11 protein-coding genes, 6 tRNA genes and 1 other RNA gene are annotated in these 11,448 nt (G+C 54.2%); 9 read left to right on the top strand and 9 right to left on the bottom strand.

All coding sequences use genetic code 11. From position 1 onward, the window contains the following. Positions 1-69: 69 nt before the first annotated feature. Positions 70-145: transfer RNA gene (locus CWR52_RS18895), tRNA-Ala, on the bottom strand. Between the two features lie 41 nt (positions 146-186). Next, a tRNA-Ala gene (locus CWR52_RS18890) sits at positions 187-262 on the bottom strand. A gap of 217 nt (positions 263-479) precedes the next feature. Between CWR52_RS18890 and CWR52_RS18885 the strand changes: the two genes are divergently transcribed. Beyond that, positions 480-842, top strand: coding sequence for a YfeC-like transcriptional regulator (locus CWR52_RS18885; RefSeq protein WP_045909399.1), 363 nt, complete (start codon positions 480-482; stop codon positions 840-842). A 1-nt stretch (position 843) separates the two neighbouring features. Continuing rightward, complete coding sequence (locus CWR52_RS18880) at positions 844-1,236, top strand: YfeC-like transcriptional regulator (protein WP_104950406.1); 393 nt, start codon at positions 844-846, stop codon at positions 1,234-1,236. 43 nt (positions 1,237-1,279) lie between these two features. Here CWR52_RS18880 and gltX read toward each other — a convergent pair whose 3' ends face one another. Continuing rightward, positions 1,280-2,695, bottom strand: coding sequence for a glutamate--tRNA ligase (gene gltX, locus CWR52_RS18875; RefSeq protein ID WP_063622216.1), 1,416 nt, complete (start codon positions 2,693-2,695; stop codon positions 1,280-1,282). 257 nt (positions 2,696-2,952) lie between these two features. On the opposite strand from gltX, the gene CWR52_RS18870 reads away from it, so the two are divergent. The 5 genes from CWR52_RS18870 to CWR52_RS18850 all read left to right on the top strand — a co-directional run bounded on the left by CWR52_RS18870 (position 2,953) and on the right by CWR52_RS18850 (position 3,485). After that, a tRNA-Val gene (locus CWR52_RS18870) sits at positions 2,953-3,028 on the top strand. A gap of 41 nt (positions 3,029-3,069) precedes the next feature. Next, positions 3,070-3,145 (top strand) — tRNA-Val (locus tag CWR52_RS18865). Positions 3,146-3,174: 29 nt separating this feature from the next. Further along, positions 3,175-3,250: transfer RNA gene (locus tag CWR52_RS18860), tRNA-Val, on the top strand. A gap of 4 nt (positions 3,251-3,254) precedes the next feature. Then, positions 3,255-3,330, top strand: a tRNA-Lys gene (locus CWR52_RS18855). 26 nt (positions 3,331-3,356) lie between these two features. Further along, a non-coding RNA gene (locus CWR52_RS18850) (RtT sRNA) lies at positions 3,357-3,485 on the top strand. 43 nt (positions 3,486-3,528) lie between these two features. Here the strand turns inward: CWR52_RS18850 and CWR52_RS18845 are convergent. From CWR52_RS18845 to xapA, 3 genes are all read right to left on the bottom strand, one after another. Next, a complete protein-coding gene (locus CWR52_RS18845) occupies positions 3,529-4,413 on the bottom strand; it encodes a LysR family transcriptional regulator (RefSeq protein ID WP_104950405.1) in 885 nt (294 codons plus the stop codon). 67 nt (positions 4,414-4,480) lie between these two features. Continuing rightward, entirely contained in the window at positions 4,481-5,737 is a 1,257-nt protein-coding gene (locus tag CWR52_RS18840; protein WP_104950404.1) for a nucleoside permease, read from the bottom strand. A 51-nt stretch (positions 5,738-5,788) separates the two neighbouring features. Beyond that, positions 5,789-6,613, bottom strand: a complete 825-nt coding sequence (xapA, locus tag CWR52_RS18835) for a xanthosine phosphorylase (RefSeq protein WP_104950403.1) — start codon at positions 6,611-6,613, stop codon at positions 5,789-5,791. A gap of 206 nt (positions 6,614-6,819) precedes the next feature. Here xapA and CWR52_RS18830 point away from each other — a divergent pair, with 206 nt between their 5' ends. Beyond that, a complete protein-coding gene (locus tag CWR52_RS18830; protein WP_104950402.1) occupies positions 6,820-7,161 on the top strand; it encodes a FlxA-like family protein in 342 nt (113 codons plus the stop codon). Here the strand turns inward: CWR52_RS18830 and CWR52_RS18825 are convergent. Next, positions 7,158-8,093, bottom strand: a complete 936-nt coding sequence (locus tag CWR52_RS18825; RefSeq protein WP_104950401.1) for a LysR family transcriptional regulator — start codon at positions 8,091-8,093, stop codon at positions 7,158-7,160. The two genes, CWR52_RS18830 and CWR52_RS18825, sit on opposite strands and share 4 nt — an antisense overlap. A gap of 89 nt (positions 8,094-8,182) precedes the next feature. Here CWR52_RS18825 and CWR52_RS18820 point away from each other — a divergent pair, with 89 nt between their 5' ends. After that, positions 8,183-9,178 (top strand): bile acid:sodium symporter family protein, encoded by a 996-nt coding sequence (locus CWR52_RS18820; protein ID WP_045909444.1) that lies wholly within the window; start codon positions 8,183-8,185, stop codon positions 9,176-9,178. Here the strand turns inward: CWR52_RS18820 and CWR52_RS18815 are convergent. After that, on the bottom strand, positions 9,175-9,390 hold the full coding sequence (locus tag CWR52_RS18815; RefSeq protein WP_104950400.1) for a DUF3820 family protein: 216 nt from the start codon (positions 9,388-9,390) through the stop codon (positions 9,175-9,177). The two genes, CWR52_RS18820 and CWR52_RS18815, sit on opposite strands and share 4 nt — an antisense overlap. Before the next feature lies 1 nt (position 9,391). Further along, positions 9,392-11,407, bottom strand: coding sequence for an NAD-dependent DNA ligase LigA (gene ligA / locus CWR52_RS18810; protein WP_104950399.1), 2,016 nt, complete (start codon positions 11,405-11,407; stop codon positions 9,392-9,394). Positions 11,408-11,448 lie beyond the last annotated feature (41 nt).

Here is an 11,448-nt window from a genome sequence, read left to right as displayed (position 1 = left end):
CAAAATGCAGTAATGGACGTTACAAACAGATAAAAAAAACCCTCGTCATATGACGAGGGTTTACAATTTTGGTGGAGCTAAGCGGGATCGAACCGCTGACCTCTTGCATGCCATGCAAGCGCTCTCCCAGCTGAGCTATAGCCCCACATGTGACTTTACTGACCGCACTCTGTTGGGTTCAGAGTTTGGTGGAGCTAAGCGGGATCGAACCGCTGACCTCTTGCATGCCATGCAAGCGCTCTCCCAGCTGAGCTATAGCCCCATCGTAAAGCTGTCATGTTGACGGGCGGCATAATATGAATTCCGCTGCGGAGTGTCAACGGCAAAATCAATGACCGCCGTTCGATCGCCGAAAAATCATGCAAATGAATCACTTTGCGAGCGTGCTCGTAATCAGGAGTTAAGCCTGTCACGTTTTCACGTAAAACGGTGCTATAAAATGAGCCGTTAATTAACCCCACAGATATTCAGGAAATTGTATGATCAAGGAACGAATGACGCCAGAAGAGTTAGCCCTGCTCACTGGCTATAGCCGCCAGACCATCAATAAATGGGTACGCAAAGAGGGTTGGATTACGTCACCAAAACCAGGCGTCCAGGGCGGAAAAGCGCGTCTGGTACATGTGAACGAAAAAGTCCGTGACTTTATCCGCAGCGCACGTCGGGCAAGCGAAACATCCGAACTGCCAGAAGGCACCAGCCATGATCGTTCGCTTCATACCCTCCTCCTGACGCTGGCTAATGAAATGACGCCGGAAGAGCAGAAGCAGATGACATCGCTGTTATTACGGGAGGGGATCACCGGATTGTTGCAACGTTTAGGGATACGCGATCGGGACTGATATGAAAAGATTACGGAGCAAAATGACCACGGAAGAGCTGGCGGAAAGTTTGGGTGTCGCCAGACAAACGGTCAATCGCTGGATACGTCAGCAGGGGTGGAAAACCGAAGGGCTCAACGGCGTGAAAGGCGGTCGCGCTCGGCTCGTTCATGTCGATGCACGCGTGAAGGAACATATAATGAGTCTCCCGGCGATCCGCAACCGTCAGGCGGTTTACCATCTCGCGGAGGCCACGTCTGCCTATAATGGCCCCTCTTCAAACCTGTCTCCAGGCATTATAGAGACGCTGGAGAGTATGACGCCGTCAGAACAGAAGCGTCTGGACGCCTTTCTGAAACGCGAAGGCATTCACGGTTTTCTTACACGTCTGGGTATCGCGGAAAAAGAGGCATAAAAAAAACGGCAGGTTACCCTGCCGTTTGTTTTCTTAGACGTGATTACTGCTGATTTTCACGTTCAGCGATGTAGTCCAGCGCCTTGTTAATGCGCGCCACGCTGCGTGATTTGCCGATGGCATGAACCGTTACGTCCAGCGCCGGAGACTGACCTGCACCGGTCACCGCAACGCGCAGTGGCATACCGACTTTACCCATACCGACTTCCAGCTCGTCCGCCGTCGCCTGAATGGCGTGATGCACATTCTCAGCGGTCCACTCGGTGAGGGCAGCCAGCTTGTCACGCACCACTTCCAGCGGCTGACGCGCAACCGGGCGGAGGTGTTTCTTCGCGGCGTCCGCATCGAACGCATCAAACTCTTCATAGAAGTAGCGGCAGCTTTCAGCAATCTCTTTCAGCGTTTTGCAGCGCTCGCCGAGCAGTTTCACCAGATCCGCCAGCTCAGGGCCCGTGCGGGTATCAATATTTGCCTGCTCAATGTGCCACTGCAGATACGTCGCCACATATTCTGGCGGCATGGTATTGATGTAGTGATGGTTCAGCCACAGCAGCTTGTCGGTGTTAAACGCGCTGGCGGATTTGCTGACAGAGCTCAGAGAGAAGAGTTCGATCATCTCTTCGCGGCTGAAGATCTCCTGGTCACCGTGGGCCCAGCCCAGACGCACCAGATAGTTCAGGAGCGCTTCTGGCAGATAGCCGTCGTCGCGATACTGCATGACGCTCACCGCACCGTGGCGTTTAGACAGTTTTTTGCCGTCATCACCGTTGATCATGGAGACGTGCGCATAGACAGGCACCGGCGCGTTCAGCGCCTTCAGAATGTTGATCTGACGTGGCGTGTTGTTGATGTGGTCTTCACCGCGCACAACGTGGGTAATTTCCATATCCCAGTCGTCAACCACCACGCAGAAGTTGTAGGTTGGGGAGCCATCGGTACGACGGATGATCAGGTCGTCCAGCTCCTGGTTGCTGAATTCGATCGGGCCACGGATCTGGTCGTCAAAGATCACAGACCCCTCTTGCGGGTTAGCAAAACGCACGACGCAAGGCTCATCAGCAGCATGCTCGCTGTGGTCATGGCGGCAGCGGCCGTCATAACGCGGCTTTTCACCGTTCGCCATCTGCTCTTCGCGCAGCGCATCCAGACGCTCTTTGGAGCAGTAGCACTTATACGCCGTGCCCGCGACCAGCATCTCATCAATGACGGCGTTATAGCGGTCAAAGCGTTTGGTCTGGAAATAGGGACCTTCGTCCCATTCCAGGTTCAGCCAGTTCATCCCATCCATAATGGCTTCAATTGCTTCTGGGGTGGAGCGCTCAAGATCGGTGTCTTCAATACGCAGCACGAACTCACCTTTGTTGTGGCGTGCGAAAAGCCAGGAATAGAGAGCGGTACGTGCACCACCGACGTGCAGATAGCCTGTCGGGCTCGGCGCGAAGCGAGTTTTGATTTTCATGAAATGGCCTTACGTTATAAAGATGCCGGCAATCGGCAAATCCTGGGAAAAAACGATGGGCAATATTCTATCACTGTGCGGCGATTCCTCAATGTTGTTCCCTGAATCGGGCCCGAGTTTGCGATTTTTGTTTAGAAATCATGCGCCGCTGCCCGTTTCGCGATCGTTTTGCTTAATTTTACGACGAACGAATAAAAACTTTAGAAAATGCGTTGACTCATTTTCAACTCTCCCTATAATGCGACTCCACACAGCGGGGGTGATTAGCTCAGTTGGTAGAGCATCTCCTTTACACGGAGGGGGTCGGCGGTTCGAGCCCGTCATCACCCACCATCTACTTCGGTAGGCTCGCAGTGTAGATAAGAATTGAGATTGGGCGATTAGCTCAGTTGGTAGAGCATCTCCTTTACACGGAGGGGGTCGGCGGTTCGAGCCCGTCATCGCCCACCATTCTCACCTTATCGCAGCAGTTCCGAAATGGGCGATTAGCTCAGTTGGTAGAGCATCTCCTTTACACGGAGGGGGTCGGCGGTTCGAGCCCGTCATCGCCCACCATTTCGGGTCGTTAGCTCAGTTGGTAGAGCAGTTGACTTTTAATCAATTGGTCGCAGGTTCGAATCCTGCACGACCCACCAATGTAAAAAAGCGCCCTAAAGGTGCTTTTTTGCTATCTGCGATCTGGATGATTCGAACCTGCAGCAGGTTCGAGCCGAACGCAGTGAGGCACCGGAGCCGTTTACGGCGACGGCCCGAAGGGCGAGCGAAGCGAGTCATCCTGCACGACCCACCAATGTAAAAAAGCGCCCTAAAGGCGCTTTTTTGCTATCTGCGATTTACATTGTTAACGTCGCAATCAATGTCTTCACCGCGGGCGTCGCCTGCTTCTCGTCATACACCACATACAAATCTGCCGGTATACGCTCTTTCAGCGGACGGAACACCACGCCCGGCCACTGCATTTGCGCGTAACTGTCCGCGGCAAGCGTAATCCCCATGCCCATGCTGATCATCGCCAGTACCGTTTGCGGCTCAACGGCTTCACGCACGATCATCGGCGAAAACCCGGCCTGCTGGCAGACGCGATGTAAAAATGCCCAGTCAGAATGCGCTGAAGGCATCGTGACAAAATACTCGTCCTGCAACTCTGCGAGCGCAATCGATGATTCGCTCACCAGCCGGTGATCTTCCGGCATCGCCACCAGAAAAGCGGCCTCGCGTAACCGTACGCTGGTAAACCCAGCGGTGGGCTCGGTTGCCATTCGCCAGATGCCCACATCCAGCTCCCGGCGCTCAAGCAGCGCCATCTGCATGACCGGGGATTTCTCGCGGAATACGACATCTACATTCGGGTGCGATTTCAAAAAAGCGCGCATCACCGTGCGCACCTCACTCCACATGGCGGTACCGACAATACCCAGCTCAATGCGCCCTGCCTCCCCCCGGCCAATCTGCTCAACGCGAGCCAGCGCCTGGTTTGCACCGGCAAGCAAACGACGGGACTCTTCCATCAGCACCTTACCGGCATGCGTCAACGCGACGCTCCGCGAGTGGCGAATAAACAGTAACGTCCCCAGCTGGCTTTCCAGCTCTTTAATATGCAGGCTCAACGGCGGCTGCGACATATTGAGACGGGCCACAGCCCGTCCAAAATGCAGCTCCTCCGCCACGGCCAGAAAATAGCGCAGCAGCTTGAGATCGGTCCGATAGGCGCGTTCCATCAAAACATATCCTGGCGATAACACTTAGGTGCCTACCTTAAAGCCTTTCATCGTCCAGAGGGGAAATTTAGTGCGCAACTGTGCGCATCTCGCTGTTTTTACAGGTATGGCGATAGTTAAAGCTGAAATAAAACACCACCGCGAGCGCCAGGGCATAGGCCGCGAATACCAGCCAGATCGTCTGCCAGTCCTTCACTCCGTCCACCGAGAAATAATCGACGGCCATACCGCTCAATACCGATCCGAACCAGGCCCCGATACCGTTAACGGTTGTCATAAACAGCCCCTGTGCGCTGGCGCGGATATCGGCGCTCACCTCCTGTTCGACAAACACCGAGCCGGAAATATTGAAAAAGTCGAACGCGCAGCCGTAGACAATCATTGAGAGCATGAGCAGCACAAAGCCTGTTGCAGACGGATCGCCAAAGGCAAACAGCCCAAACCGCAGCATCCAGGCCACCATGCTCATCAGCATGACCGTTTTAATACCAAAGCGTCCGAGGAAGTACGGAATGGTCAGAATGAAGAACACTTCAGAGATTTGCGAAACGGAGAGCAGGATGGACGGATAGTTGACGATAAAGCTATCGGCATACGCCGGATTACGCGCAAAATCATGCAGGAAGGGGCTGCCAAACGTGTTAGTTATCTGCAGCACGGCCCCCAGCAGCATCGCGAATAAAAAGAACACCGCCATGCGGGGCTGTTTAAACAGAACAAACGCATTGAGGCCCAGCTTGCTGGCCAGCGACGGAGACGTTTTTGTTTTCACCACCGGAATGGCTGGCAATGTCAGAGAATAGAGCGCCAGCAGCACGGACGCGGCAGCCGCCATATAGAGCTGCAGGTTGCTCAGCTCCGCCCCCATCAGGCTTATGGTCCACATCGCGGCAATAAAGCCCACGGTGCCATACACCCGCACTCGTGGGAAATGGCTCACCGTATCCAGCCCTTCTTGTTCAAGACAGGAGTAAGAAATCGTATTCGACAGCGCAATCGTGGGCATGAAGGCCATCGCATTCACCAGCATGACCCAGAACATCAGGCCCGGCTCATTGACCTGTGCGGCATAGCAGAGCGCGACGGCGCAAACGAGATGACAAATCACGTAGGCGCGGTCAGCCCGCAGCCATTTGTCGGCAATAATTCCCACCAGCGAGGGCATAACAATCGCGGCAAGTCCTTTGGAGCTGTACACCATGCCCACGTCGGAGCCGGTAAAGTGTAGGGTGTTAATCATGTAAGCGCCGAGGGTAACCAGCCAGCTCCCCCAGATAAAATATTGCATAAAGGACATCATCTTTAAGCGAGTCGTGATGCTCATAACCCATTCCTTATAGCAGTGTGGCCCTCACGGGCCACTTTATTGTTTTACTCAGGCAATATGGCGAAGAAAACCGCAGATAAGATTGATAAAGTTCTGACGGGAAAGCTCAGCGGCAGCGAGGGTTTGTTCATGAGAGAGTTTGATATCGCCCAGCCCTTCCGCGAGATTGGTAATCGCAGAAACGGCCACGACCTTCAGGCCGCAGTGACGCGCGGAAATCACTTCCGGCACTACGGACATGCCTACCACATCGCCGCCGATAATTTGCATCATGCGGATCTCGGCCGCCGTCTCGAAGTTCGGACCGGGATAAGAAACAAACACCCCTTCATGGAGCGGGAAGCCGGCTTTCGTCGCCACGGTTTGCAGAATGTCGCGGTAATCCGCGTCGTAAGCATTGGCCAGCGAGAAGAAACGCTCGCCAAAGCGCTCATCGTTCAGCCCTACCATCGGCGTGCCCGGCATGGTGTTAATATGGTCGCTCAGAGCAACCAGGCTGCCTGGCTGAACGTCCGGGCGCAACGAGCCCGCCGCATTGGTGCTAAACAGCAGTTCGCACCCCAGCAGCTTAAAGGTGCGGATCGCATCGGTCATGATAGCCATCCCGCGCCCCTCATAGAAATGGCCGCGTCCCTTCATGCAGGCAACCGGCACCCCGGCCAGATGCCCGAGCACCAACTCCCCGGCATGGCCATGCACGGTGCTCACCGGGAAGCCAGGCAGCGTTTCGTAGCTCAGGGAAACGGCGTCATCAATCTGGTCGGCAAGGGCGCCCAGGCCAGAGCCGAGAATAAACCCCACGCGAGGCGTGAAGTTCGGCTTAGCGGCGCGAATGATGTCGGCGCAGTACCACGGATTATTCGAGAAGGTCATAGAGGCTCCTTAAGGATGAAGATCGCGATGCGGGGATCGCATGACTTACGTCTTATATCCGCAGCCTGCCGGTGACCTCCAATACACTTTCACCGCACCATCAATACTGATTGTGTATCGATGTAACTCCCTGCCAGAAATGACAGTTTTGCTCAAGCTAATCCCGCCGGTGCCGATACCTCTGTTTTATCATGCGAGGAAAAAGTATGACGACCATTCAGGCATCAACCCAACCTATTCAAACCAGCAGTAGCGGGAGTGGGGCTTCCAACGGTAACGATATCTCTGCGCAAATCACCCGCATTCTCGACAAAATCCAAAAGCTGACTCAGCAGTTAAGCGAGCTGGCAAACAGCGCAGGGAGCGTCGAAGATAAGAAGAAGCAGCAGGAGCTCATTCAGACACAAATCAAAGTGCTGCAGGCACAGCTTGCCGCACTGATGCGCCAGCAGGCCGAAGAGGCCCAGAAGAAGCAGGATCAAAAGCTGGGCAAAGTGGAAGGGGTGAACAGCCCGACAGACACTAATCAGATTGATATCTACATCTAATCTTCTGACGCGTTAAACAGTGGGTCGCGTATGCGGGCTTCGGTTAATCGTTGTGCCTGGATACGCACCACTTCCCAGATAGCCTGCGCCGCCCCCGAGAGTGAACGATTTTTTCGCCGCACCAGCATTAGCTTTCGCTCGACAACGGGCGTCAACCGCTTCACGGCCAGTCGACTTCCCTGCGGCAGGGGAAGCGCCAGGGCGGGCAATACGCTGATGCCAATGCCGGCTTCCACCATGGGAAACAGCGTTGCCGGGTGACCAATCTCCTGGACAATCGTTGCCTTTACGCCCTGAATCACCAGCGCGGAATCAATCAGCGGACGGCTACCCGAGGCATAATCCTGTAAAACCAGGTTCGCGCCCTGCAGTGACTGCCAGCTGACCTCCGGCAACGTGGCCAGCGGATCATCGTCACGACAGAGCAGCAAAAAGGGCTCCGAAAGTATGCTTTCGCACGCCAGATCGCTCACCTGACCGGGATCGATAACAATACCAAAATCGACATCTCCCTGACGGATGCTCTCCAGCACCCACTGTTGCGGCCTGTCATGCAGGACAAAATCAATGTCAGGATAGCGATGACTGCCCTCGGCTATACACTGCGGAATAAGGTGCGCAGAGATCGTCTGGCTGGCCGCGACCCGCACGGTACCCGAAAGCTGCTGGCCCAGTCTCCCCACGTCTCTGAGCGTGCTGTTCAGCTCATCCAGCAGCCGTTCAAGGCGCAGAGCCAGCTGCTGTCCGGCTTCGGTCAACACCACTTCGCGCGTGGTACGATCGAGTAATCTTACCCCCGTCTGATTCTCCAGCTCTTTCACGCTGTGGCTGACCGCCGACTGGCTCAGGCCAATCATCTCCCCTGCCCGGCTAAAGCTGCGGGCATGGGCGACGGTGACGAAAATACGAAGCTGGCGTAAAGAATAATTCATCTGTTTAATTCATGAATGGATGCAATAAATCAATTTTATTTCTCAAATGGAAAAAAGCACAATAGCGACATCTGTTTTCAGGAGTCATTATGAAACTATTTCGTATTGTTGATCCGTTTACGCTCACTCTGGTGGTTACCGTTTTACTGGCCTCGTTCTTTCCCGCTCGCGGCGGGTTCGTCCCGTTCTTTGAAGGGCTGACGACGGCCGCCATCGCGCTGCTGTTCTTTATGCACGGCGCAAAACTCTCCCGTGAAGCCATTATCGCGGGCGGTAGCCACTGGCGACTCCACCTCTGGGTGATGTGCAGCACGTTTATTCTGTTCCCGATCCTCGGGGTGCTGTTTGCCTGGTGGGCGCCGGTTAACGTCGACCCGGCGCTCTACACCGGCTTCCTGTATCTCTGTATTCTTCCGGCCACGGTGCAGTCCGCCATTGCCTTTACCTCTCTCGCGGGAGGGAACGTGGCGGCCGCGGTCTGCTCGGCATCAGCCTCCAGCCTGCTGGGGATTTTCGTCTCGCCGCTGCTGGTGGGCCTGCTGATGAACATGCACGGTGCGGAAGGTAACCTTGAGCAGGTGGGCAAAATCTGTCTGCAGCTGCTGCTGCCCTTTGTCCTGGGTCATCTCTCCCGTCCGTGGACCGGCGCATTTGTGGCGAAGCATAAAAAATGGATTTCAAAAACCGACCAGACCTCGATTCTGCTGGTGGTTTACTCCGCCTTCAGCGAAGCGGTCGTGAACGGGATCTGGCACAAGGTGGGGGCAGGCTCGCTGCTGTTTATCGTGGTGGTCAGCATTGTCCTGCTGGCGATTGTAATAGCGGTAAACGTCTTTGTGGCACGTAAGTGCGGCTTCAACAAAGCGGATGAAATTACGATTGTGTTCTGCGGTTCGAAGAAGAGCCTGGCGAACGGCATCCCGATGGCCAACATTCTGTTCCCGACCTCGGTGATTGGGATGATGGTACTGCCGCTGATGATTTTCCATCAGATCCAGCTGATGGTCTGCGCGGTGCTGGCGCGTCGCTACAAGCGCCAGACCGAAAAGCTGGCGCAGGAAGCGACCCGCGCCGCGAAGGCTTAAGGACGTTTCAGGGGCTGCACCAGCTGGGTCAGCCCCTCGGTTTTGATCAGTAACGTTATCGCCATCAGCTCGCCCAGTCGCCCTGCCGGAAATTCATCCTTACGGGCAAACCACAGCAGATACTCCTCCGGCAAATCAATCAGCCTGCGGCCCTTGTATTTTCCGAACGGCATCTCGGTATTGGCGATCTCAATGAGCTGCTCTTTCTCCACGTTACTCTCCTAACAGACGCATCATTTCCGCTTCGTCGATAACCTCAATGCCGAGCTCCTGGGCTTTCGCCAGCTTCGAACCCGCCGCTTCTCCGGCAATCACCAGGTCGGTTTTCTTCGACACGCTGCCCGCCACTTTGGCCCCCAGCGCCACCAGACGGGCTTTGGCGTCGTCGCGTGAAAGCTGGCTCAGGCTGCCGGTCAGCACCACCGTTTTACCGGCGAACGGACTGTCGATCTCTTCAGCATTAACCACCACCGGCGCGGGCCATTTGATGCCCTCTTCCAGCAGTTCGCCGATGACGTTACGGTTGCTCTCTTCGGCGAAGAAGTTAAAGACGTGCGTGGCAACGACGATGCCAACATCCGGGACTTTCTGCAGCTCCTCGATGCTCGCCTTTTCCAGCGCCTCCAGCGTACCAAAGTATGCTGCCAGCCCCGCAGCCGTCGCCTCACCCACCTCACGAATGCCCAGCGCGTACAGGAAGCGGGCGAAGGTGGTCTCTTTGGCGGCTTCCAGCGCGTTAACTACGTTCTGGGCTGACTTTGGCCCCATGCGGTCCAGGCCGGAAAGTTCTTCTGTCCTAAGCTTAAAGAGATCTGCGGGTGTATGAACATATTCTTTTTCTACTAACTGCTCGATGATTTTGTCGCCCATACCATCTACGTCCATTGCCCGACGGGAGACAAAATGCTTCAGTGATTCCTTACGCTGCGCCCTACAGATTAAGCCACCAGTACATCGAGCAACAGCTTCGCCTTCCACTCGTTCAATCAAGGAATGACATACCGGGCAAGTTTTAGGGAAAATGAATAAAGGTGCATCGTCAGTCCGCATAGACTCAACCACCCCAACGATTTGAGGGATGACATCCCCTGCACGACGGACGATTACGTGATCATTTCTTCTTAGACCAAGGCGCTCTATTTCATCAGCATTGTGTAAAGTCGCATTTTGGACAACAACTCCTGCTACTTGTACTGGCTCTAAACGAGCTACCGGTGTTACAGCACCAGTTCTGCCAACCTGATACTCAACATCTCTTAATCTGGTGATTTGTTCTTGAGCAGGAAATTTGAAGGCAGTTGCCCACCTCGGAGCCCTAGCGACAAATCCCAGTTTTTCCTGTAGTTTAAGAGAGTTTACCTTCACAACTAAACCATCAATATCAAAACCTAATGTTGATCTCTCTGCTTCTATATTTTTATAGAATTCAATCACTTTATAAGGGCCATTACATAATTTAGTCGCTTTACTTATTGGCAAGCCCCAACTGTGCAATTGTTCCAACCGTTCAATATGTGTGTCAGCCATATTTGCATCCTCAACAAGGCCTGTGCCATAGCATTTGAATGTAAGAGGTCTGGTCGCAGTCACACTTGAATCAAGTTGCCTTAAGGATCCAGCAGCTGCATTTCGAGGGTTTGCAAAAACTTTCCCCCCCTTTCGCCGGGCGTTTTCATTCATCGCCTCGAAGTCTGATTGGTTAATGAAAACTTCACCTCGTATCTCTATACGCTTTGGAATTCCTTTACCATGTAGTTTTAAAGGTATGCATCTGATTGTTCGAATATTATTCGTAATATCTTCTCCGAGGGCACCATCTCCCCTAGTTGCCGCATGCTTTAAAATCCCATCCTCGTATAAAATATTAACCGCCAGTCCATCAAACTTGAGCTCACAGCAGTAAACTATTGACTCAGTTGTTTTCAGGCGATCCTGCACGCGCTTGTTAAACGCGAGGAAGCTCTCTTCATCGAAGACGTTATCCAGCGACAGCATCGGCACTTCATGACGCACCTGGCTGAAGGCCCCCAGCGGCTCTGCGCCGACGCGCTGGGTGGGGGAATCCGGCGTGATGAGTTCAGGATACTGCGCCTCTAATTCGCGTAACTCGCGCATCAGGCGGTCATACTCCGCATCCGGGACTTCCGGCGCGTCCATAACATGATAGAGATATTCATGATGGCGAAGCGTGGTTCGCAGTTCAGTGAGTTGTTGTTCGATTGAGTCCATATCACACCATCAATGAGAAAAAACCCCCGACATGCGGGGGT

Origin of the sequence: Enterobacter sp. SGAir0187, from assembly GCF_002952735.2 — a bacterium.
Taxonomy (GTDB): Bacteria; Pseudomonadota; Gammaproteobacteria; order Enterobacterales; family Enterobacteriaceae; genus Enterobacter; species Enterobacter quasiroggenkampii.
This window is presented reverse-complemented; position numbering and strand designations above follow the sequence as displayed.